A 23,159-nucleotide genomic window follows, 5' to 3' on the forward strand; every position below is an offset into this window, starting at 1 on the left:
ATGGTAAAGTATTATTTAATAGTAAAGCTTAATTTTGTGATCAACTTCAAATAACTTGATATATTACGATATTTATTGGATCGTTTAAGAGTGAAATGTGATATATATCACCATATAAATTGTTACAGGTAACTATTCTTGTCGAATTTTAGTCATGTTCACAAGACAGGGTTTAAGGAGTCATCTATGGCACAGACCACAGCAGGAAAAGGTAAAAGTTTTGTTCTGATGGGGGTTTCCAGCACTGGCAAAACCTCTATCGGCACCGCACTTGCACAGCGATTAGGGATTAAATTGATTGACGGCGACGATTTACATCCACGCGCGAATATTATCAAAATGGGCTCAGGGCAACCGTTGAATGACGACGACCGCGCTCCGTGGTTGGAACGAATCCGCGATGCGGCATTTAGTTTAGAACAGAAAAGTGAAATCGGGCTCATCGTCTGTTCCGCATTGAAAAAGCAATACCGCGATTTAATTCGTGATGGCAATGAACATGTTAAATTTCTATTCTTAGAAGGCAGCTTCGATCTGGTGCTAGAACGAATGAAACAGCGCAAAGGGCACTACATGAAAACCGAAATGCTAAAAAGCCAATTCGACACGCTGGAAGTTCCGCAACAAGATGAGGCTGACGTTATTCACATCGATATTGACGGATCGTTTGAGGAAGTGGTGGCAAGGTGTGAAGGGGCGTTGAAGCCGTTGTTGTGACTGAAAATGCCGAATCGATGATTCGGCATTAAATTAAATAGCAAAGTGGATTATTAAGCTAGAAAGCGTCCGATAACTTGTCCGCCTACCAGAATCCAGGTCATTAATAATGAACAGAAAAATGCACCGAAATAAATATAGCCTGTTTTTAAATAACACCAATTATTGATGAAAAGCAAGACAATAAATTGAGGGATAATAACGGCTAACATCATCATCCAACGCCCACCAAATTGCGGAAGCCCCACGAGATCAAAACCGGGTCCGATTTGCATAAAATTAGGCACAAAATGGAATAACCATAAAAGAATTAAACCACCAACCGCAGTGAATACGGTTTTTGTTGTCCACACCAATAATGTTGATGTGAAAGTGCGGTACAGCTTTTGCTTCATTTGAATGTTTAAGATCAATCCATTATATACCGTGAAAAAGGCGAGAATGGGTATCCAGTAGATCAAAAATAATTCTGCTCTTTCTGGTGTGAGAGGTTTTAAGAATGGCCAAAGGAAGCGCAGTTCAACGCCCCAATACCAATGACAAACGGTTGCAAGGATATAGAGCCAGCCAATTAATACGATACTTAATGATAGAAAACGCGTGATGACGGTAAATGTCGGTTGGTGATTACCCATAACACCGAGTATCGCGAGATTAACATTGGCTGATTTTTGCCAGCGTAAAAAGAAAATAAGATTGAGTATCGCACTGATGGTTAGCCAAGTGATGATCCCATTTCCCATCTCTAGTGGCATAAAAGAGAAGACGGCTGCGATGGGCTCGTTTGCACCACCCCATTGAGTTAATAATGGATAGCAAAATAATGTAATTACGATATTGAAGAGTGCAAAAGCCCACTGTTTTTGAGGTGTTATTGCCACCGTCTCACTGACTTTCTGTGAAACTGCTTGAAAATAAGGCTGGTGTAATAAGCCCGCAGCCAGAAATAATGCTGAAATCAATGCTGAAAAGAGCGCAAATAAACCTGCAAATTCTTTATACCAGTAGCTTTGTTCGGCGGGATCTAGCCAGTCTGTTTTATCGTTTTTTTGCAATGCGGTATTAAACCATTCAATTGCACGACGGTTACTTTCAGCGGCAATCATAACACCTAAGTGCGTGCCGTTAACCAGATCGGCTCGTCTGGCACTGCCATCATTAAAATTGCCATAAGTTGTTGACCATTTTAGTGTTTCATCTTCTGGCAGTGAGAATGCAGTTAAGCGATTTTTATTATGAACGAGATTTTTAACTGGAAATGTACGCTCACGGTAACCGCCAATTTCTTCATAGAGCCCTTGTGTGAGGAGGTAATTATGTATTTCAGGATCTCCGCCATTACTGCTTAATCCATTAACAGCCTTGTGATCAGGGTTCATTTTAGCGACTCGGATAGCATTAAGTGCGCCTGTGGAGTGTCCAAATATACCCAGCGAGTGTTGATCGACAAAAGGTAAGGATTTGAGATATTGGTAGCCATTATTGGCGCCACTCATGTTTTTATTAGATGCAGGAAGTGCGGTCGAAAATCCATGGCCAAATTGATCGAGAGCCAACACGACAAACCCACGCTTAGCTAGCTCTAACGCACCAAAAGTGCTGGTTGCTTCTTTATCACTTTGATAACCATGTAGTGCGAGCAAACCTGCGGCTGGATTCTCTTGGGTTGCGGTTATTGGGCGATAGAGTTTTGCGACCATAGGTTTCATTTCTTCGGTCATAATATGAATGGTAGAAACATCAATTCGTCCAAAATCACGTTCTATTTGTGAGGCTAGATAAGCCCCAACAAAAGCCAATGCTGCAAATATCACCGACCAAATATAATATTTATTTTTCATTATGATGCGCTCCTATTTCGGCTAAGATTGTGACTTGCGCACTATCGACGCCTTTAACGAGGAGGGGGAGTGCAAAAATGGTATTTAATCGAGATTTATCTAGGTGTGCTAATTTCATATCCTCAATAATACAAATAAAATTTTCACTAAACATACCTAGCATAATTTGATGTGCTCTCACGCCATGTTCTGGATTAGCGGGGGAGGCTAAAGAAATAAAATCAAAGCCGAGTGCTTTTAAGTTTGGTGCATAGTCGATAAGGTATTGTGCGGCATCGATACTGACCGCACAGCCCCTTTCTGCATAGTCTTGAGGCGCAGACTCACGCACTTTTTCTAATCCAGTTCGAATAATTAAGCAGTCAGCCTGTTGAATGCGGTGTAAATGAGGGGATAAATCGTCGATTTCAATTAAACTGGCTTCTGCTTTGGGTATATCGAGCAAGAGCGGGTTTTCATAAATAAATTGTGTCAGAGGGAGTTCGGTGATGGTTTTCCCTGTGGGGTTAAAATGATTCGGTGCATCAAAATGCGTTCCAAAGTGATTGAATAGGTGGATTTTGGCACTATTGTACACATCACCTCGCTTGATATCAGTACAAGTTTCAATCATGAGCGTTGGCTCACCTGGAAATCCAGGATCTTTTACATCGAGTGGGTGAGAAAGTAATTGGTATTGCATCGTCATTCTCCTGTTTTAGCGTGTGTTATGTTGCTGTAAAAGCCAATGGTGTACGGTCGGGCTATTAAATACAGCATCCCAGGTATTATGCGGGTTGTTATTCAGAATGCCGTTGTCGCCTGCTTGTGTGAAACTGAATTCGGTATATTTGACATAAGGGTTTTTTAATTGGTCATGTAAGATTTGGTAATTAATGCGTGAGCCGTTGACTGGTGAAACCTTATCCTCTTTACTGTGGAAAAACCAAATGGGCGTTTGGCTAAGCGATGCCAGATTGTCTTTATTGGCGTTGTCGTCAAGCCATTCGAGGCTATAGGCTTCTCTTCCACTCATCAGTAGTGCGCCTGCAAAGAAATCAGGGCGATCAAGCAATAAATACAGCCCGCCCTCTGCCCCTCGGGAAAGTCCAATCAGATAAATGCGGTTGTGATCGATTTCAGGATTTTCTTGAAGCGTTTTATCGATCATGGCTAACAAAAGTTGGCGACGATTTTCGGTTTGCCAGTGAATGCCGCCTCGTTGTCCTTTATTCACATCGTCAAACGGATCAAATACGGTGCGATATTGCGGGGCGAGGACGAAGCCCTCTTCATAGTTTAGGGTGCTGATGGCGCCTTTGCTAGAGAGCAGGTGCGCGAGGTTATCGTTGCCTAATTGCCCGGAGCCGTGGAAAAAAATCGTCAGCGGGAATTTTTTCTGAACCGCACTTTGTTGTGGTTTATACAGCTGGTAATGCAAGGTATTTTGTGGATTGCCTAATTGAACCTCATCTGCACGGAAGTGTTCGATAACTAAATTTTTAAGATTGTTAGTGCTAGCGGTAATGTGAATATCCTGAGCATCAATGGTTTTTCCATTGCTTAATTTAATGAATCCTGTTTGCTTGATGACATATTCCAGTCGATCTTGATAAAGCTCAGGCACACGGTTGCTTTGTACAATCGCTTTATGAATCAACTCATTATTTTCATTTTTGGCACGAAATAACATGGGTTCGCTATTTTCGGTTCGCAACGAATATAAATCGGCATTTTTATCATCTTTATTCAATTCTAAAATAACAAATTTGCCGCTTTTAGCCTGGTGAGATACGGCTACTACATCTTGACTATAACCGTTGAGGATTTGGCGGCTACCTTGAGATTTTCCGTCTAAAAAGACGTCCACTTGATAGCTATGCTGCAATTCATCGCCACTTAATAGTGTGTCTTCGTATTCTAATGCCACCACGCTGATTTTTTGCCCTTTCGCCGTCACTTCGGTAATCAAGGTGGCGTGGACGGAATTAGGTTGTTGAGGATTATCAGGGATAAGGTTATTGGCAAAAAGTGGTGAGGTGATAGTCAAAGAGAGTATGAGCGTAACGATAGATTTAAACATAATGATATCCTTTAGCTTGATGGTAAAACGGGCAATATGGATTGCCCGTTTAAGTTGAGGATTACAGTTTTTTGTTTTGCGTTTGAACATACACCAGAATCAGTGCCAACACGCCAAGTGGGAACACTAAGTCAAACACAGAACCGTCTTGACCCCAGATGAGATTGGATAAAATCACCATCATTCCACCAACCGCCCAAGCGATAGTGGTCGGTACAGACCAAACGATCATTTGTTTTTTCACGTCGTTAATGCCCATCATGCGGTTAACCACCCAGAACAAGCTGTCGTTGAAATAACCGAAGAATAAGGAACCCATAGTGGCAGCTTGTGCGGCAAGTAACATATTAACGCCTGGGATTTCAGCTAAAATCGGTGCGGAAATCGACGCGGCGGTGATCATCGCAACCGTGCCTGACCCCTGAATAAAGCGTACTAACGTTGACACAATAAACGGAATTAAGATCGGTGAAATCGGCAGATTTGCGACTTGTTCAGCCAATTGCTGACCGGCACCACTGTCACGCAATACTGCGCCCAATGCGCCGCCCGCACCGGTTACCAATAAGATAATCCCGGCAGTTTTAACTCCTTCTTCTAAGTGAAGTGCGGTAGTGTGTTTGTCGGCGTTTGGTAATAAGGTGTAGATAGATACCAATACGCTGATTGCTAGAGCAATGATTGGGCTACCGACAAACGCGATCACTTGATAAATACTTGAATCTAGAATCCATGCAAACTGCTGTTGTTTTGCAATTAAATCCACGATGGCTTTAATGAAGATAAGTACTATTGGCAACACGATTGGCAACATTGAAATACCTAAGCCAGGGAGATTTTTCTTTTCTCTGCTTTCAATATAATTATCAAATTTTTCTCGAAGTTCTTCTTCGGTAAACACCTCTTGATTAAAGGTTGGGTATTTTTTATCCAGCCATTTTGCATACAGTACGATCCCGATTACAGCCGGAATAGCGAAGCACATGCCTACTAACAGCATAGCGCCGATATCTACACCAAACAAGCCGGCAACGCCTAGCGGACCCGGTGTTGGGGGCACGGTATGGTGTGTAACCACCAATCCGCCCGCCAAGGCTACGCCAAGGGTTAACAGGCTGCGTTTACCGTTTTTAGCTAATGCTTTAGCAACGGGATACAAGATCACAAATGCCGAATCCACGAAGATCGGAATACTGACCACATAACCGGTGATGGCGAGTGCCCACTCTTCTTTTTTCTTGCCTAAGAATTTAATGAAGCTATACGCCATTTTTTCGGCTGCGCCTGAGACTTCAAGAATACTTCCCATCATCACGCCCAAACCTATCACAATCCCGATGCTGCCGAGCGTGCCGCCAAAGCCTTTGGAAATCACCGCCAGTGTTTCGGTGGCATTTAAACCGCCGACAATCCCGGCGATTGCTGAGGCAATGAGCATGGCAATAAAGGCATGAACACGGGTTCTTAACACTAAATACACTAAAACAATTACAGCAACAATCAACCCAATAATGGGAATCGGTAATCCAAACATAGGGTTATCTCCTATAAGTCATGCTGAATAAATTGATGAATAACATCACTGAAGTTGTTATCAACATAAAAGCCCAGTTTCGATGCTTGACTACAATCAATTCTGGCAGGCCAACTGGCGACAATATCATTGATTTTTTGATCAAATTGGAATTCGATTTTTTCTAAAATGGCTTCTCCTTTAATGCTGGCGAGGTCCTGTAGCATGGATTCGACACTGACAGTGAATCCCGGTAGGTTAATCACGTGCCAATCTCTGGCGGGCAGCGAAGGCAGGGTTAACGCATGAATAAAATTACGCACCACCGTATTTGGGCTTGAAATCCAAAGCAGTAGTTCTTTTGAAACAGGGCAGACCGTGTTTTCGCCATTGAGCGGTTCACGAATGATGCCGCTGACAAAAGAGGAGGCCGCTTTATTTGGTTTTCCTGGGCGAATGCAAATTGTTGGTAAACGCACGGCAATGCCATCCACAAAGCCTTTGCGTGAATAATCATTGATGAGCAATTCACACATCGATTTTTGCGTGCCGTAAGTTGATTGTGGTGTAACGACGGTGCTGTTTGTAATGGTTTCAAGCAAGTTGCCGCCGTAAACCGCCAGTGAGCTGGAGAAAATAAACCGAATATTCGGATTCACTTTGCGGCAGGCTTCCAATAAGTTTTTGGTTGCTAAGAAATTGATTTCATAGCCGAGATCGGGATCTTCCTCCGCATGGCTGCTGACAATCGCCGCCAAATGGAAAATCGCGGTGGTTTCACGGGTAATAATGTCCGCCAATCCGTGAGGGTGGCGCAAGTCCATTTTGATACTGCGCACACGGCTATCGTTATTTGGAATTACGGGTTCATTCACATCAACCAAAATCAATTCGTTGATGTGAACCTCGGTTTGTTGCAAAAGTGCGGTTGCCAAGCGTTGTCCAAGGAAGCCTTGGCCACCGGTAATAATAATATTCATGGGCGTGTCCTTATTGATATTGTTTAAACCAAGCCAATCCATCAACGGTGTTGCCTCTTGGGTTATATTCACAGCCAACCCCGCCGTCATAGCCGATTTCATCGAGTTTGTCGAAAATGTGTTGATAATTGATTTCCCCTTCGTCCGGTTCGTGGCGCGCGGGAACGGAGGCGATTTGAACATGTGCGAATTTGCCGTTTAGCGTATCGGTTAAGCGGGTCAGATTGCCGTCGACGTTTTGTGCATGGAAATAATCCAGTTGCACAAACACATTATCGCGATCGATAAGCTCCACTAACGCTAGCGTTTGGAATTGGCTTGCGGTTAAATAGTTTGGCTTCACTTGCGGGCTGAGCGCTTCCAATAAGATCTTGATCCCATGCGGTTTAAATTTATCGGCGGCATAACGTACATTGTCGATAAAGGTTTGTTGATATTTGGCATAGTTTTCATTCGGTGGAACCACACCCGACATGATGTGTACATTCGGGCAATTGAGCGCTAGCGCATATTCCAATGCTAAATCAATATCACGATGGCTGTCGGCTTCTCGCCCCGGAATAGCGGATACGCCCCATTCGCCCGCTTGCACATCGCCTGCGGCAGTGTTGAATAACACCTGCTGTAAGCCGTTTTCGTCAAGTTTGGCTTTTAGGACCTCTTTTGGATAGTCGTAAGGAAACAGGTACTCCACATACTTGAAACCGGCTTTGGCAGCGGCTTCAAAACGATCTAAAAAAGGCACTTCGGTAAACATCATGGATAGGTTTGCGGCAAATTTAGGCATATTATTTCCCTCTATTTTTCAAATCATTGACTTCATCTTGGTTCAAATACCGCACTTTGTGTGTTTGCAGTAAAAACATCAATTTGGCGGTTTCTTCCAGTTCTTCGGTGTTATCTACCGCATCGAACAGATCGCTGCCGCACACCACAACGCCATGATTGGCGAGTAAAAAGGCTTTGCCGTCTAACGCACGTTCGCTTAATTCACGGGCGATGTCAGGAGAGCCGGGGCGGTAGTAAGGAATCACCGGCAATTTGCCGACCCGCATCACATAATATGGCGTGAAAGGCTTGATGGCGTTCTCGGTATCCAAACCATCAAGACAAGAAAGTGCGGTCAGGTAGGTTGAATGCAGGTGTACAATCGCATTGCACTCTGGATTGCGTTTATACATTGCCAAATGAAATACCGATTCTTTCGACGGTTTTTTCCCTTCCAGCACGTTGCCGTCACTATCCAAAACCGACAGCTCGTCAGCAACAAGCCGCCCCAACGAAGAGCCGGTTGGAGTGACCAAAAAACGGTTATCGCTTAAGCGAACAGAGATATTGCCTGCGCCGCCGACACTGTAGCCACGATCAAACAGCGATCGGGCTAAATTCACTAAGTCTTGTTTCAATTGTTGTTCGCTCATACAAACATCTCCTGTGCATAAGCAAAAAAGGCTTCGCTGCCGAAATTACCCGATTTCAACGCCAAGAAAATATCGTCGTCCAACGCTTTCAGCCAAGGCACACCGGGGGCAATCTGTTTGCCGATATGGAAGCCGTCGAAGCCCAGTTCTTGCACCACAATGCTGGAGGTTTCACCGCCTGCGGTGATGAAGTTTTTCACGCCGTGCTGTTTTAATTTTTTGGCTAATTGAGCAAATGTCTTTTCAATTGCTTGGCTGGCTTGTTCACCGCCGAATTGCTGCTGAATGGCTTTCAGCGCTTGTGGCGGCACGGTGGCATAAATCATTGGCGCATGAGGTTCGTCTAAATGCGCAATTGCCCATTGGTACAGTTCTTCCGCATAATCGGGATTATTCAGGCTTTGTTCGACCTCTAGGAATTTATGCGCGCCTTTTTGCTTGTAGGCTTCAACCTGTTTGTTGGTCATCACCGAGCAGGAGCCGGATAAAATCACGCTGCTGCCTTGAGTTGGCAAAAGTGCGGTTTTGGCATCGAGTTGCTTATCTCGGCTTTTATACGCCGCCATATATGCCGCTAAGCCAGAGCCGCCGGTGACCAATTTGAAATCATCAATCGCTTCGGCAAGCACCGCCAATTGTGAATTATCCACTGCATCGACCACGGCATAACGGTAGCCTTGCTGTTTGAGTTGTTCGAAGCATTGCTTCACGTTTTCAGCACCTTGAATCACATCGGCATAGCTGACTAATCCGGTTTTACCGCTGGCTTGTGCGTCCATTAAACGCATTAAGTTGGCGTCTTTCATCGGCGTGATCGGATGGTTCTGCATGCCGGATTCATTTAGCAACGCTTGCCCGACAAATAAATAGCCGTTAAAAATAGTGCGGCCGTTAATCGGCAAGGCTGGGGTGATCACGGTGAAGTTGGCATCTAATGCGTCGAGCAACGCATCGGTAACGGGACCGATATTGCCTTTCTCGGTGCTGTCGAAAGTGGAGCAATATTTGAAATAAAATTGGGTGCAGCCATTGTTTTGCAACCAATCCAAAGCGGCTAATGATTGCTCAATCGCTTCATTTACAGGATTGGAGCGCGATTTTAAGCTGATCACCACCGCATCAACCGCACCGTCTAATGGGCGTTTAGGCACGCCGTTCATCTGTACCGTGCTGAGCCCATTTTCGACTAAGAAGCTGGCAATGTCGCTGGCACCGGTAAAGTCATCTGCAATAACACCTAACATGATTATGCCTCCCCTTTTTTCGGTAGGTTGATGCCGTCAAAAATTTTGATCACCGCGCTGTCATCCTCTTTGCCATATCCCGCATTGCTGGCGGAGGTGAACATATTAAATGCCGTGCTGGCAAGTGGCAGTGGGAAACGCAGTGATTTGGCGGTGTCAGTTACCAAGCCTAAATCTTTAACAAAAATATCCACCATCGAGAGTGGCGAGTAATCGCCGTCAACCACGTGCTTCATGCGGTTTTCAAACATCCAAGAGTTACCTGCAGCATGGGTGACCACGTCATACATTAAATCGAGCGGAATGCCGGCACGTGCGGCTAATGCCATCGCTTCTGCACCAGCAGCAATATGTACACCTGCCAGTAATTGGTGAATAATTTTCACCGTCGCGCCTAAGCCAATCTCTTCGCCGATATTGTAAACTTTGCCAGCCACCGCATTCAGTACAGGGGCGAGTTTTTCAAAGGCTTGTGCCGAGCCCGATGCCATTACGGTCATTTCGCCTTGCGCCGCTTTTGCCGCCCCGCCGGAAACCGGGGCGTCTAACATAATCAGATTTAATGCTGTTAATTTTTGTGAGATTTCTTTGGCATCTTGTGCGGATATGGTAGAGGACACCATCACCGCAGTGCCGGCTTTCAGTTTGGCAGCAAGTCCGTTTTCACCGAACAAAATGCCTTTGACTTGCTGGGCGTTGACTACGAGCAGCAAGACGGCATCTAATTGACCGGCAAAATCGCCAGCATTGTTCGCAACGGCTTTTGCACCCGCTTGTTTTAATTTATCCAGTAAAACTGGATTTAAATCAATTCCATAAGTATCAAGACCGGCTTTAACACAAGAAAGTGCTGCGCCCATTCCCATTGCGCCGAGCCCGACGACTGCAACTGAATAACTCATAATAGACTCCGTTAGTTAACAAAATTAATCGATAGATTTCGTGAGTGTATCTTGCCTGAATAGCAGATGGAAAACCGAGATCGAGATCACAAATATTAACAATAAATGTTATTTATTGTTAAATTTAGTTTGTTGATGGCTTTAATTTGAGTTGAATACACATAAAGTGTTATTATTTCACTAAAATTCACAGTGGACTGAATGAGATTAACAATTATGATCCCGGCGGAAAGGCAAAAAAGATTACTGACGTTAGTGACTGAACATGAATTGATCAGCATTGCGGAGTTGGTGGAAATTATGCAGGTGTCGCACATGACGGTGCGACGTGATATTCAAAAATTGGAAGAACAGGGCAAAGTAGTGTCGGTCTCCGGCGGCGTGCAATTGTTGCAGCGTTTGGTAAGCGAACCGACCCATGATGATAAATCGTTGCTTTTTCAATTGCAGAAACAGGCGATCGGAACTCAAGCGCTAAATTTCATCGGAGACAGCAAAACGATTTATTTGGACGCAGGCACAACCACCTTAGAAATCGCCCATCAACTCGCTAAACGGCAAGATTTGCTGGTGATCACCAATGATTTTGTGATCGCCAATTTCTTGATCAAGGAAGGAGCGTGTGATTTGATTCATACCGGTGGTTATGTCTGCAAAGAGAATTATTCCTCTGTCGGCGAGCTGTCGGCACAATTTTTGCGCAATATTTCGATTGATGTGGCGTTTGTTTCGACCTCGTCTTGGAATTTGAAAGGGCTAACCACGCCGGATGAGAAAAAATTAGCCGTGAAACGAGCAATCGTAGAATCGAGTAAAAAGAATATTTTGGTCACGGACGCCTCAAAATACGGCAAGGTGGCGACGTTTTGGATTTACGGACTGGAAGTGTTTGATACCATTATTACCGATAGCAATCTGCTGGAAAGCGTGCAGAAAAATATTCAAAATTTGACTATCGAATTAGTCTTGGCATAATCAACAGGGCGGAAATTGCCGCCCTGTGTCAAAGTGCGGTTTGCGATTAGCTGCCAATCAAACGATACAGCTCACTGTCTTTGCGATCCAAATAGTGGAACGATTGGATACGGCGAATGGTGCGGGAGCGTCCGCGGATCAGCAGGGTTTCGGTGGTAGCGATGTTGCCTTTGCGATGAATGCCTTTCAACAAGTCGCCATTAGTGATGCCGGTGGCGGAGAAAATCAGGTTGTCGTCACGAACAATCTCTTCCAGTTGCAATACTTTGTTCACTTCCACGCCCATTTGTTGACAGCGTGCAATCTCTTTTTCGGCAATCGCACGATTTTCTTCGCTGTCGCCTTTCACTTGGTTGCGCGGCAGTAACCGCACTTGCATTTCGCCGCCCAGCGCACGGATTGCCGCACCGGCAACCACGCCTTCCGGCGCACCGCCGATAGCGTATAACATATCGACATTATTGTCAGGCAAGCAACACAAGATAGACGCCGCTACGTCGCCGTCCGGAATCGCCAGCACTTTCACGCCCAGTTGTTGCATTTTGGCGATGGTTTCTTGGTGGCGTGGTTTGTCGAGGGTGATCACGGTCAGCTGTGAAAGCAGTTTGCCCAGCTTAGAGGCAACACGGCGCAGATTTTGTTCCAGTGGCAGATTGAGATCGATCATGCCTTTCACTTCCGGTCCGACCACCAGTTTTTCCATGTACATATCCGGGGCTTGCAGGAAGGTTTCCGGCCCGCCGGCAGCCAGCACCGAAAGGGCGTTTGCTTGCCCCATGGCGGTCATGCGGGTGCCTTCAATCGGATCGACGGCAATCGAAATGGTGTCGCCTTGTCCGGTGCCGACTTTTTCGCCGATATACAACATCGGCGCTTCGTCGATTTCGCCTTCGCCGATCACAATTTCGGCATTGATGTCAATTTGGTTTAACATGATTCGCATGGCTTTGACGGCGGCATCGTCGGCGGCATCTTTGTTGCCTCGTCCTAACCAGGCAAATCCTGCCAAGGCGGCGGCTTCGGTAACGCGGGAAAATTCGATTGCAAGAGCTCTTTTCATTTTGTGTGACCTATATTGGTTAAAAGGTGAAATTTAGCCTATGGATTAGTTATCCACACAAAAAGGCAGTTTAGCATAAATTCTCTGCACTTGCTGAATTATCCAAAAAAGTCGGCGCCATTTTCAATTTCTATGTGAAATCTGTCGCTAACTAGGCTAGAATAGCTTAAATTTCATTTGGCAATTATTACTATTAAGGATTTATTATGTCTTTCGAACTTCTTGAACAACTCGATGAAAAAATTAAACAAGCCGTTGAAACCATTCAATTACAACAATTGGAAATTGAAGAATTGAAAGGCAAACACGACAACGCGCAAAATGAGTTGAATCATCTGCGCGACGAGCGTGACGCGATGGCGGGTGAAAACGAGCACCTGAAAAATGAACTGAACAACTGGAAAGAAAGAATCAGTTCACTGTTAGGAAAAATTGACAATATCTAACCGTGTCGACCGCACTTTGACCATTTAAAAGCCGAGATCTTGCTCTCGGCTTTTTCTTTTTTCACTCCTTTTTTCACTCCTTTTTTGATAAAACATCCACTTCATATCGAGAATTTATTTAATTTGATAAAATAATGTGACCCAGCGCCTGATTTTTGACTTTTCCGGTTGTATCTTAGTTACGCTTATGTCAATCTTAACATCCAATCACATTAATATGTTAAAAGTATAAAAAAGATAAGATTAGGTTATATTTTTTACTGAAATGTTAAGTTCATTTGACATTTTTTTATCATTATCAAATAAAGATAATGTAACTTAACATGATCGAAATGGAGATAAACATGAGTGTTTTGGTCGATACAGATACAGCTACAATAGATGCGTTGTTGGGTGGCAGATGTGCGGATCCGTTTTCCGTTTTGGGAATGCACGAAACGGATAACGGGATTGAAGTGCGGGTATTAATGCCGGATGCGTCGAGTATTTCTATTATTGATAAAGAGAGCCAGCAAGACGTGGTCGAAATGGAGCGGCTGCATGACGACGGTTTTTTTGCCGCGCTGATTCCGGAAAAACATGATTTTTTTGCCTACCAACTGAATGTTTTCTGGGGACATGAGAACCAGATCCTCGAAGATCCTTACCGTTTCCGTCCGATTCTGTCCGATTTAGACAACTGGCTACTGGCGGAAGGCACTCACTACCGTCCGTATGAAAAGCTGGGCGCGCATTTTACCGAAATCGAAGGCGTTGCCGGTGTAAACTTTATTTTATGGGCGCCGAATGCCAAACGGGTATCGGTGGTCGGCGATTTTAACTTTTGGGATGGGCGTCGCCATCCGATGCGTTTCCACCCGGAAAACGGGTTGTGGGAAATCTTTATTCCGCAAGTGGCGCTCGGCAGCCTGTATAAATATGAACTGCTTGACGCCAATGACGCGCTGCGTCTGAAAGCTGATCCGTATGCGTTCGCCTCGCAACTGCGCCCGGATACCGCATCGCAAGTCAGCGTGCTGCCGGATGTAGTGCCGATGACCGAAGCGCGCAAAAAAGCCAATGCGTTTGACGCGCCGATCTCCATTTATGAAGTGCATCTCGGCTCATGGCGACGCAACTTGGAAAACAACTTCTGGCTGAATTATGATGAAATCGCCGAACAGTTGATTCCGTATGTCAAAGAAATGGGTTTCACCCATATCGAACTCATGCCGATTAACGAATTTCCGTTTGACGGCTCTTGGGGTTATCAGCCGCTGGGGCTGTATTCTCCGACCAGTCGTTTCGGCGATCCGCAACAATTAAAAGCCTTTATCCAAAAAGCACATGACGCCGGAATTAACGTGATTCTGGACTGGGTGCCGGGGCACTTCCCTAATGATACCCATGGCTTGGCGTATTTTGACGGAACCGCACTTTATGAACACGCCGATCCGCGCGAGGGCTATCACCAAGATTGGAACACCCTGATTTATAACTATGGTCGCAACGAAGTGAAAAACTTCCTGTCCGGCAACGGTTTGTATTGGCTGGAGCGCTTCGGGGTCGATGCATTGCGGGTGGATGCGGTGGCGTCGATGATCTACCGTGATTACAGTCGCAAAGAGGGCGAATGGATTCCTAACCAATACGGCGGCAGAGAAAATCTGGAAGCGATTGAGTTTTTAAAACACACCAACTATGTGATCGGCAATGAAATCGACGGCTGTATCGCAATCGCGGAAGAGTCCACCGCCTTCCCGGGCATCACTAATCCGCCGGAAATGGGCGGGCTGGGCTTCCATTATAAATGGAATATGGGCTGGATGAACGACACCCTGTCTTACATGAAGCTCGATCCGGTTTACCGCCAGCACCACCATAATCAGCTGACGTTCGGAATGTTGTATAACTACACCGAAAACTTTATTTTGCCGCTGTCGCACGACGAAGTGGTGCACGGCAAAGGTTCGCTGTTGGATAAAATGCCGGGTGACGCGTGGCAAAAATTTGCCAACCTGCGTGCTTACTACGGCTATATGTGGGGGCATCCGGGCAAAAAACTGCTGTTTATGGGTTCAGAATTTGCCCAAGGGCGCGAATGGGATTATCAAGAAAGCCTCGATTGGTTCTTGTTAGATGATCAAAACGGCGGCGGCTGGCACAGCGGTGTGCAGAATCTAGTGAAAGATCTCAACCATTTCTATCAAAAAACACCGGCAATGCACCAGTTGGATTTTGATCCGCAGGGCTTTGAATGGCTGGTGGTTGACGATTACCAAAACTCGGTGTTTGCTTTTGCGCGTAAAGATCGCGACGGCAACGAAGTGATTGTAGTCAGCAACTTTACCCCGGTGCCGCGTGAAAATTATCGGTTCGGCGTGAACCAGGCGGGAATTTATCGGGAAGTACTGAACACCGATTCGGAATACTATCACGGTTCGAATGTCGGCAACGGTGCGGCGTTGCACACCGACGAGATCGCGGCGCATAACAAGCCGCAATCGATTGAATTAACGGTGCCGCCATTGGCGACGATTTATCTGCAACGTCAGGGGTAGTCGATGTTCGGCAGAGTAAAACATGGCCGCAGCCAACCGATGGGCGCTTCGCTGCAAGCGGTTGACGGCACAAACGGCGTCAATTTTGCGGTTTTTTCCGAACACGCAAGCCTCGTTGAGCTTTGCCTGTTCTCGTATCGCGGCAAAGAACACCGCTTTAAAATGCAGCGCAATGCCGAGCATATTTGGAGTTTGTGGCTGGCGGGAATTGAAGCGGGCATTAAATACGGCTTTCGGGTGCACGGGGAAGATAAACCGCACTTGGGGATCTATTTTAATCCGCAAAAGCTGATGCTTGATCCTTACGCCGAAGCGGTGGATAGCAAGCCGAGCTTTCAGGGTGACGAGCAGATCGCGTTGTTTGATCTCAGCAATGAATTGGATAACGCCACCGTTGCACCGAAAGCGGTGGTGGTCGATCGGCAGTTTGATTGGCAAGAGGATTGCGCGCCGAATCACAGCTGGCAACAGACCGTGATTTACGAACTGCACGTCAAAGGCTTTAGCCAACTGAACCCGGCGATTCCAGAAGGATTGCGCGGCAGCTATGCAGGCTTGGCGCATTCGGCATCGTTAGACTATTTGAAAAAGCTGGGCGTGACCGCACTTGAGCTGATGCCGGTGGCATTTCACGCCGATGAGCTGCATTTGCAGCGTCGCGGGCTGTCGAATTATTGGGGCTATAATCTGTTGGCGCCGTTTGCGGTGGATGATCGCTATTGGTCGGGACGCGCCGGAACGACACCGGCGAGTGAATTTAAACAGATGATCAAAACCTTGCATCAAGCGGGCTTTGAAGTGATTTTGGATGTAGTGTTTAACCACACTGCCGATTCGGATTTATCACAGCCGACCTTAAGCCAGCGCGGCTTGGATAATCCGAACTACTACTGGCTGACTGAAAACGGCGAGTGTCACAACTGGAGCGGCTGCGGCAACGCCTTAAATCTGACCAACGCCAACACCTTACAATGGGTGCATGACTGCTTGCGTTACTGGGTGAACGAATTTCATGTGGACGGCTTCCGTTTTGACTTGGCAACCATTATCGGGCGCGAACCGCACTTTAACCGTCAGGCGGAAATTTTCCAGCGGATTGCCAATGATCCGATACTAAAAGATAAAAAATATATCGCCGAACCTTGGGACATCGGCTGGGGCGGGTATCAACTCGGGAATTTCCCGGATTATTTTGCCGAATGGAACGACCGTTTCCGTGACGATATGCGTCGCTTCTGGCTGCATTATCAAGGCAATATGGGGCAGTTTGCCCAACGGTTCAGCGCTTCGGCGGACATTTTTCAACACGATCACAAACATCCTTACGCTTCAATTAATTATATCTGTTCTCACGACGGTTTCACCTTAAACGATTTAGTCAGTTATCAACAGCGCCACAACTGGGCGAACGGCGAGGACAACCGCGACGGACACGGCGAAAATTTCAGCCGCAATTTTGGAGAAGAGGGCGAAAGCCGGGATTCGAGCGTGTTGGCAAACCGACTTGCGGCACAAAAAGCACTGCTGGCAACCGCACTTTTAGCCAAAGGTACGCCGATGCTGCTGGCGGGAGATGAATTCGGGCATAGCCAGCGCGGCAACAACAATGCTTATTGCCAAGATAATGAGATCACCTGGATTGACTGGTCACAACAAAATCAACAACTCTTGGCGTATAGCCAGGCGGTCATCCAGTTGCGCAAACAGATTAACGCACTTTCGGCAAGCGGGGAGTGGTGGAACGAGCAGCACGTTCAATGGCTGAACCGAAACGGCGAAAGCATGAGTGTTGCCGATTGGGAAGACGGCGGCAGTGCGGGCTTTCAGATTCAATTGGATGAAAAATGGTTGCTGGTGGTGAACCGCAGCGAGGGACGGCAGCATTTTCGCCTACCGGCGGCGCACTGGCAAAGTGCGGTTGCACAAGAGTTGGTGATTGAAGGAGATAATTTAGAGGTCGAGGGACTCGGTCTTTATATTTTATGTCGGTAGGCGTACAGGCTTGCCGAATCGTTGTGTTGTTTTTTGGATCTTAAAACTAGGGGAAAATTAATATGGACGAAATTTTAAAAAACTCACCGAGTATGTTGCGTATCACGGATGATACTTTAGTTCTGATTTTGGCAGGAGGACGAGGTTCCCGTTTGTACGAGCTCACAGATAAACGCGCTAAACCGGCGGTTTATTTCGGCGGGTCTTGTCGTATTATTGATTTTGCCTTATCAAATTGTATTAACTCCAATTTGAATCGGATCGGAGTTGTGACCCAATATATGGCGCACTCATTGCTGCGCCATTTGCAGCACAGCTGGTCTTTTCTGCCGCGCGAAAGAGGCGAATTTGTCGATATGTTGCCGGCGCGTCAACAGTTGGACGACAGCACTTGGTATCGCGGCACGGCGGATGCGGTGTTCCAAAACTGCGGCATCATGAAAGGGCACTATAAACCAAAATATGTGCTGATTCTGGCGGGCGATCACATCTATAAAATGAATTATGCACAAATGTTGCTGGATCACGTTTCCAGCGGCGCAAAATGCACCGTCGGTTGTATCGAAGTGGAAAAAGAGAAAGCCACGGAGTTTGGCGTGATGGCAGTGAATGAAAACCTGCAAGTCACCGACTTCATCGAGAAACCAAAAAATCCACCAACTATGAAAGGCAAGCCGGACACTTCGTTGGCTTCCATGGGGATTTATGTGTTTGATGCGGATTATCTGTATGACATTTTGGATCGTGAGTTTGCCAAACCGGATTCCAGCCACGATTTCGGCAAAGACATCATTCCACAATCGTTGAAAGAAGGCGTGTTGTACGCACACCCGTTCAGCCGCTCTTGTATGGGGCGCAACCCGCAAGGGGAAATCTACTGGCGCGATGTCGGCACGATTGACGCGCTGTGGGAAGCGAATATCGACTTGGTGACAGAGCATCCGCAGTTGGATATTTTCGATCAACGCTGGCCGATTCGTTCAACGCCGAAACAGACCTTCCCGTCGAAATTCTTCTATAAAAACCTGCGTAAAACCAAGGCGTTGGATAACTCATTAGTGGGCGGCGGCTGTATCATTAATGATGCGATCATCAGTAACTCGGTGTTGTTCGATCAAGTGGTCGCCAAAGAGGGCTCGCAGGTGGAATACAGCGTGGTGCTGCCTGAAGTGACGATCGGCAAAAACGTGATTATCAAGCGTGCGATTATCGATCGCCACTGCCAAGTGCCGGACGGAATGGAAATCGGTGTCGATTTGGAGCTGGATGCAAAACGTTTCCGTGTCAGCAAAGGCGGCGTGGTGTTGGTCACCTCTAAAATGTTGCAGACGCTGAAACAAGAAGCGGAAGCACAGGAACAAAAAAGCTATAAAGCGGAACCTTAAAAACAACCAAATCGTCTCTGTCATTGTCGGCAGAGACGATTTTTATTGGGAAAAATCAGGTAGGAAAAAATGAAAGTTTTACACGTTTGTTCGGAACTCTATCCTCTCTTAAAAACCGGCGGCTTAGCCGATGTGACCGGCGCTTTGCCGTTTGCGCAGCAACAGCGCGGCGATGACGTGCGGGTGTTGATGCCGGCTTATCCGGCGGTGGTCGCGGGCTTGCCGCAATCAGGCGTGGTCGGCACCTTTGCCACATTTGCCGGTGATGTCACCTTGCGCTACACCGAATATAACGGCTTGGGTATTTACCTGATTGACGCACCGCACTTGTATCAACGCGAAGGCAATCCGTATCACGATCCGTACTATAACGACTATGGCGACAACTATCTTCGCTTTGCCTTGTTAGGCTGGTTCGGCGCCGAGCTGGGCGATAACCTTGACAGCTGGTGGAAAGCCGATGTGGTGCACGCCCACGATTGGCACGCCGGCATGGCTTGTGCCTATTTACACGCCAAAGGACGCCCGGCGAAATCGGTGTTCACGATTCACAATCTGGCGTACCAAGGGCAATTTTATTATCAGCATATGTTCGAACTGGGTTTGCCGCTGGAGATGTTCCACGTTAACGGTTTGGAGTTGAACGGACAAATTTCATATCTGAAAGCCGGATTGTATTATGCGGATCACGTCACCGCCGTCAGCCCGACTTATGCGCAAGAGATCACCACGCCGGAATATGCGTACGGCTTGCAAGGCTTGCTGACCACTTTGCAACAGCAACATAAATTGAGCGGCGTGCTGAACGGCGTTGATTACACGATTTGGAATCCGGAGCTGGATCCGCACTTGCCGGCGAATTACAAACTAAAAAGTATGACCGGCAAAGCCAAATGCAAAGCCGAGCTGCAACAAGCGTTCCAATTGCCACAAGATAAAAATGCGCTGCTGTTTGTGATGGTGACGCGATTAACCGCGCAAAAAGGCGTTGATCTGCTATTGCAGGCATTGCCGCGAATTTTAAAAGACGGCGTGCAGTTTATCCTGCTCGGTTCGGGCGACAGTCAGTATGAACAGGCGTTTTCACAATTAGAATTACAATATCCGCAACAAGTTAGCGTCGAGATCGGCTATAACGAAAAATTATCGCATTTGATTATCGCCGGTGGCGATGTGATTCTGGTGCCGAGCCGCTTTGAACCTTGTGGCTTAACACAGTTATATGGGTTAAAATACGGCACATTACCATTGGTCAGAGCCACCGGGGGCTTGGCGGATACGGTGACCGATTGCAGCAAAGAGAACCTGAAAAATCGCAGCGCGACCGGGTTCAGCTTTGCAAATGCAGATACCGATTCGTTAGTTTTAGCGTTTGAACGGGCGGAGGCGCTTTGGCGCGCTAAACCGCAATGGTATAAAGTTCGAATTAATGCCATGGAGGCCGATTTCAGCTGGCATTTAGCGGCTGAAAAATATTCGGTTATTTATCAAAACTTATTTAACTGAAATCGTGACAAACGCTTTAGTAAGGAATTAATTTAATGAGCAATACCATTTTGCACCATTCCCCATTATCTAATGTAGAAGGTGTTAAAAATTCAATCGTACAAAAGTTAGTGTTTTCAATCGGCCGCGATCCGTCAGCGGCAAGCCAACGCGACTGGTTGAATGCAACGCTGTTGGCGGTGCGCGATCTGGTTTCCGAAGGTTGGCTGAAAACCCAACGCGCCACCCAATCACAGGATTGTCGTCGAGTTTACTACCTTTCCATGGAGTTTTTAATGGGAAGAACACTTTCAAATGCAATGATGGCTGTTGGTATTTATGATGTTGTACAAGAAGCATTGGAAGAATTGGGACTGGATCTGGAAGATGTGATCGAAAAAGAGATCGACCCGGGCTTGGGCAACGGCGGTTTAGGTCGTTTGGCTGCCTGTTTCCTCGATTCTATCGCCACCTTGAACTATCCGGGCATGGGCTACGGCATTCGCTATGAATACGGAATGTTCCGTCAAAAAATCGTTGACGGACAACAAGTTGAACGTCCGGATACTTGGTTGGAAAAAGGGATGCCGTGGGAATTCGTGCGCCCGACCAAACGCTATCGTGTTGAATTTGGCGGTCGTATCTATTTTGAAGGCGGAAAATGCCGCTGGATTGACACCGACCAAATCGTTGCGCTCGGCTATGACCAAATTATTCCGGGCTATGAAACCGATATGGCAAACAGCCTGCGTTTGTGGTCTGCGCATGCCGGCGACATCTTTGACTTAAACAAGTTTAACCGTGGTGATTACTTTGCGGCAATGGAGCGTCAAAACAGCTCTGAAAACGTGTCGCGCGTACTTTATCCGGATGACTCCACTTACGCCGGACGTGAGCTGCGCCTGCGTCAGGAGTATTTCCTGGTTTCCGCTTCCCTGCAAGATATTCTAAACCGCCACAGATGGCAGCATAAAACTTTGGAAACCTTTGCCGACAAAGTCGCAATCCACTTGAACGACACCCACCCGGTGTTGGCGATTCCGGAATTAATGCGAATCTTAATCGACAACGAAGGATTCAGCTGGGATGAGGCATGGGAAGTGACGTGCAAAGTATTCTCATACACCAACCACACCCTGATGAGCGAAGCGTTGGAAACCTGGCCGGTTGACATGATGGGGGCGATTTTGCCACGTCATTTACAACTGATTTTGGAAATCAATGAAAAATTCCTCTGCAGCATTCAGGCTTACACCGAAAAAGATCCGGACTTAGTCCGTCGCGTATCGCTGATTGATGAAAATGACGGGCGCAAAGTGCGGATGGCATGGCTGGCGGTGGTCGGTTCACACAAAGTCAACGGCGTTGCCAAATTACACTCCGATTTAATGGTGAAATCCATTTTCGCCGATTTTGCTAAAATCTATCCGGAACGTTTCTGCAACATGACCAACGGCATCACGCCGCGTCGTTGGATTGGAGTGGCAAATCCGGATCTGTCGGCGGTATTCGATAAATATATCGGCAAAGCTTGGCGTAAAGATTTGAGCGACTTAGAGCAGCTGAAACCGTATACGGATTATCCGAAATTTATGGAAGAAGTGCGGTCGGTGAAACAAGCCAATAAAGAAAAATTGGCGAATTACATCGCCCGCAACCTGAATATCGTGGTCAACCCGGATTCGTTGTTCGACGTGCAGATTAAGCGGATCCACGAATATAAGCGCCAGCACATGAACCTGTTCCACATCATTGCCCGTTATAATGAAATTCTGCGTAATCCGGAGAAAAACTGGGTGCCGCGCGTGTTCATTATTGCCGGGAAAGCGGCTTCCGCCTACTATCAAGCAAAACAAATTATCCGCTTGATCAATGATGTGGCGAAAGTGATCAATAACGATATGCGGGTGCATGACAAACTGAAATTGGTATTTATCCCGAATTACAGCGTCAGCCTGGCACAGTTGATTATTCCGGCAGCGGACGTGTCCGAACAAATTTCCTTAGCGGGAACCGAAGCATCCGGCACCAGTAACATGAAGTTCGCACTTAACGGTGCATTAACGGTGGGAACGCTGGACGGCGCCAACGTGGAAATTCTGCAAAATGTCGGTGAAGAAAATATCTTTATTTTCGGTAACACGGTTGAGCAAGTGGAAGCACTGCGTCGCGAAGGTTACAATCCGTCGGCTTACTATGAAAATGATCCGCAACTGCGTGAAGTATTACAGCAAATCACCAGTGGGGTATTCAATCCGGAAGAGCCGAGCCGTTATCATTCATTGGTGTTATCGAACGACTATTATCAGGCATTTGCCGATTTCCGTAGTTATGTCGATGCTCAGCAGGAAGTGGATAAAATCTACCAAGATGAAAATCTGTGGGTACAAAAAGCGATTCAGAATATCGTGAATATGAGCTACTTCTCCTCCGACCGCACGATCAAAGAATATGCGGAGCAAATCTGGGATCTGAAACCGGTGAAACTGTAACCGATAGCGAATAGTCATTCCAATCAAAACGGTGCTTGAAGTAATTCAAGCACCGTTTTTTATCAAGTGCGGTCGAATACGTTTTGATACGAATGGTGTCGTCA

Annotated in this window: 18 protein-coding genes; 8 read left to right on the top strand and 10 right to left on the bottom strand. The window is 46.6% G+C overall.

All coding sequences use genetic code 11. The annotated features are described in order from the left end of the window. Window positions 1-186 precede the first annotated feature (186 nt). Entirely contained in the window at window positions 187-717 is a 531-nt protein-coding gene (locus tag ACUHGC_RS01395; RefSeq protein ID WP_446833910.1) for a gluconokinase, read from the top strand. A 53-nt stretch (window positions 718-770) separates the two neighbouring features. Here ACUHGC_RS01395 and ACUHGC_RS01400 read toward each other — a convergent pair whose 3' ends face one another. The 9 genes from ACUHGC_RS01400 to ltnD all read right to left on the bottom strand — a co-directional run bounded on the left by ACUHGC_RS01400 (window position 771) and on the right by ltnD (window position 10,680). Beyond that, a complete protein-coding gene (locus ACUHGC_RS01400; RefSeq protein WP_446833911.1) occupies window positions 771-2,558 on the bottom strand; it encodes an alpha/beta hydrolase in 1,788 nt (595 codons plus the stop codon). After that, window positions 2,548-3,240: a cyclase family protein gene (locus tag ACUHGC_RS01405; protein WP_446833912.1), complete on the bottom strand. Its 693-nt coding sequence runs from the start codon at window positions 3,238-3,240 to the stop codon at window positions 2,548-2,550. Before ACUHGC_RS01405 ends, ACUHGC_RS01400 begins: the two co-directional genes overlap by 11 nt. Before the next feature lie 15 nt (window positions 3,241-3,255). After that, on the bottom strand, window positions 3,256-4,620 hold the full coding sequence (locus tag ACUHGC_RS01410; RefSeq protein ID WP_446833913.1) for an alpha/beta hydrolase-fold protein: 1,365 nt from the start codon (window positions 4,618-4,620) through the stop codon (window positions 3,256-3,258). Between the two features lie 61 nt (window positions 4,621-4,681). Beyond that, window positions 4,682-6,154, bottom strand: coding sequence for a GntT/GntP/DsdX family permease (locus tag ACUHGC_RS01415; RefSeq protein WP_446833914.1), 1,473 nt, complete (start codon window positions 6,152-6,154; stop codon window positions 4,682-4,684). Window positions 6,155-6,165: 11 nt separating this feature from the next. Beyond that, window positions 6,166-7,113 carry a D-erythronate dehydrogenase gene (gene denD / locus ACUHGC_RS01420; RefSeq protein ID WP_446833915.1) on the bottom strand — a complete coding sequence of 316 codons (948 nt, stop codon included), beginning with the start codon at window positions 7,111-7,113 and terminating at the stop codon, window positions 6,166-6,168. Between the two features lie 10 nt (window positions 7,114-7,123). Continuing rightward, window positions 7,124-7,900 carry a 2-oxo-tetronate isomerase gene (otnI, locus tag ACUHGC_RS01425; RefSeq protein ID WP_446833916.1) on the bottom strand — a complete coding sequence of 259 codons (777 nt, stop codon included), beginning with the start codon at window positions 7,898-7,900 and terminating at the stop codon, window positions 7,124-7,126. Between the two features lies 1 nt (window position 7,901). Continuing rightward, entirely contained in the window at window positions 7,902-8,534 is a 633-nt protein-coding gene (gene otnC, locus ACUHGC_RS01430) for a 3-oxo-tetronate 4-phosphate decarboxylase (RefSeq protein WP_446833917.1), read from the bottom strand. Next, complete coding sequence (otnK, locus tag ACUHGC_RS01435) at window positions 8,531-9,778, bottom strand: 3-oxo-tetronate kinase (RefSeq protein ID WP_446833918.1); 1,248 nt, start codon at window positions 9,776-9,778, stop codon at window positions 8,531-8,533. The genes otnC and otnK overlap by 4 nt, the downstream gene beginning before the upstream one ends. Window positions 9,779-9,780: 2 nt before the next feature. Next, window positions 9,781-10,680, bottom strand: coding sequence for an L-threonate dehydrogenase (gene ltnD, locus ACUHGC_RS01440; RefSeq protein ID WP_446833919.1), 900 nt, complete (start codon window positions 10,678-10,680; stop codon window positions 9,781-9,783). A gap of 216 nt (window positions 10,681-10,896) precedes the next feature. Between ltnD and ACUHGC_RS01445 the strand changes: the two genes are divergently transcribed. Beyond that, entirely contained in the window at window positions 10,897-11,655 is a 759-nt protein-coding gene (locus ACUHGC_RS01445) for a DeoR family transcriptional regulator (protein WP_446834812.1), read from the top strand. Window positions 11,656-11,701: 46 nt separating this feature from the next. Here the strand turns inward: ACUHGC_RS01445 and glpX are convergent, their stop codons facing one another. Then, complete coding sequence (gene glpX, locus ACUHGC_RS01450; protein ID WP_446833920.1) at window positions 11,702-12,715, bottom strand: class II fructose-bisphosphatase; 1,014 nt, start codon at window positions 12,713-12,715, stop codon at window positions 11,702-11,704. Window positions 12,716-12,921: 206 nt separating this feature from the next. Between glpX and zapB the strand changes: the two genes are divergently transcribed. The 6 genes from zapB to glgP all read left to right on the top strand — a co-directional run bounded on the left by zapB (window position 12,922) and on the right by glgP (window position 23,055). After that, window positions 12,922-13,161, top strand: a complete 240-nt coding sequence (gene zapB, locus ACUHGC_RS01455) for a cell division protein ZapB (RefSeq protein WP_446833921.1) — start codon at window positions 12,922-12,924, stop codon at window positions 13,159-13,161. A gap of 344 nt (window positions 13,162-13,505) precedes the next feature. After that, window positions 13,506-15,701, top strand: coding sequence for a 1,4-alpha-glucan branching protein GlgB (glgB, locus tag ACUHGC_RS01460; RefSeq protein WP_446833922.1), 2,196 nt, complete (start codon window positions 13,506-13,508; stop codon window positions 15,699-15,701). 3 nt (window positions 15,702-15,704) lie between these two features. Continuing rightward, window positions 15,705-17,693 carry a glycogen debranching protein GlgX gene (glgX, locus tag ACUHGC_RS01465; RefSeq protein WP_446833923.1) on the top strand — a complete coding sequence of 663 codons (1,989 nt, stop codon included), beginning with the start codon at window positions 15,705-15,707 and terminating at the stop codon, window positions 17,691-17,693. Between the two features lie 62 nt (window positions 17,694-17,755). Beyond that, window positions 17,756-19,078: a glucose-1-phosphate adenylyltransferase gene (glgC, locus tag ACUHGC_RS01470; RefSeq protein ID WP_446833924.1), complete on the top strand. Its 1,323-nt coding sequence runs from the start codon at window positions 17,756-17,758 to the stop codon at window positions 19,076-19,078. Window positions 19,079-19,147: 69 nt separating this feature from the next. Further along, window positions 19,148-20,584 (top strand): glycogen synthase GlgA, encoded by a 1,437-nt coding sequence (gene glgA, locus ACUHGC_RS01475; protein WP_446833925.1) that lies wholly within the window; start codon window positions 19,148-19,150, stop codon window positions 20,582-20,584. Between the two features lie 35 nt (window positions 20,585-20,619). Next, the gene (glgP, locus tag ACUHGC_RS01480) at window positions 20,620-23,055 is read left to right on the top strand and encodes a glycogen/starch/alpha-glucan family phosphorylase (RefSeq protein ID WP_446833926.1); all 2,436 of its coding nucleotides are present in this window, start codon (window positions 20,620-20,622) and stop codon (window positions 23,053-23,055) included. The last annotated feature ends 104 nt before the right edge of the window (window positions 23,056-23,159 follow it).

It is taken from the genome of Testudinibacter sp. P27/CKL/0425, assembly GCF_052931395.1.

Bases quoted from the DNA above. Each gene is read 5' to 3' on its own strand.
- ltnD (WP_446833919.1), bottom strand. From the start codon at position 10,680: ATGAGTTATTCAGTTGCAGTCGTCGGGCTCGGCGCAATGGGAATGGGC.
- otnI (WP_446833916.1), bottom strand. From the start codon at position 7,900: ATGCCTAAATTTGCCGCAAACCTATCCATGATGTTTACCGAAGTGCCT.
- glgP (WP_446833926.1), top strand. From the start codon at position 20,620: ATGAGCAATACCATTTTGCACCATTCCCCATTATCTAATGTAGAAGGT.
- glgB (WP_446833922.1), top strand. From the start codon at position 13,506: ATGAGTGTTTTGGTCGATACAGATACAGCTACAATAGATGCGTTGTTG.
- glpX (WP_446833920.1), bottom strand. From the start codon at position 12,715: ATGAAAAGAGCTCTTGCAATCGAATTTTCCCGCGTTACCGAAGCCGCC.
- ACUHGC_RS01415 (WP_446833914.1), bottom strand. From the start codon at position 6,154: ATGTTTGGATTACCGATTCCCATTATTGGGTTGATTGTTGCTGTAATT.
- zapB (WP_446833921.1), top strand. From the start codon at position 12,922: ATGTCTTTCGAACTTCTTGAACAACTCGATGAAAAAATTAAACAAGCC.
- ACUHGC_RS01445 (WP_446834812.1), top strand. From the start codon at position 10,897: ATGATCCCGGCGGAAAGGCAAAAAAGATTACTGACGTTAGTGACTGAA.
- glgA (WP_446833925.1), top strand. From the start codon at position 19,148: ATGAAAGTTTTACACGTTTGTTCGGAACTCTATCCTCTCTTAAAAACC.
- glgC (WP_446833924.1), top strand. From the start codon at position 17,756: ATGGACGAAATTTTAAAAAACTCACCGAGTATGTTGCGTATCACGGAT.
- ACUHGC_RS01410 (WP_446833913.1), bottom strand. From the start codon at position 4,620: ATGTTTAAATCTATCGTTACGCTCATACTCTCTTTGACTATCACCTCA.
- ACUHGC_RS01395 (WP_446833910.1), top strand. From the start codon at position 187: ATGGCACAGACCACAGCAGGAAAAGGTAAAAGTTTTGTTCTGATGGGG.
- glgX (WP_446833923.1), top strand. From the start codon at position 15,705: ATGTTCGGCAGAGTAAAACATGGCCGCAGCCAACCGATGGGCGCTTCG.
- otnC (WP_446833917.1), bottom strand. From the start codon at position 8,534: ATGAGCGAACAACAATTGAAACAAGACTTAGTGAATTTAGCCCGATCG.
- otnK (WP_446833918.1), bottom strand. From the start codon at position 9,778: ATGTTAGGTGTTATTGCAGATGACTTTACCGGTGCCAGCGACATTGCC.
- ACUHGC_RS01400 (WP_446833911.1), bottom strand. From the start codon at position 2,558: ATGAAAAATAAATATTATATTTGGTCGGTGATATTTGCAGCATTGGCT.
- denD (WP_446833915.1), bottom strand. From the start codon at position 7,113: ATGAATATTATTATTACCGGTGGCCAAGGCTTCCTTGGACAACGCTTG.
- ACUHGC_RS01405 (WP_446833912.1), bottom strand. From the start codon at position 3,240: ATGCAATACCAATTACTTTCTCACCCACTCGATGTAAAAGATCCTGGA.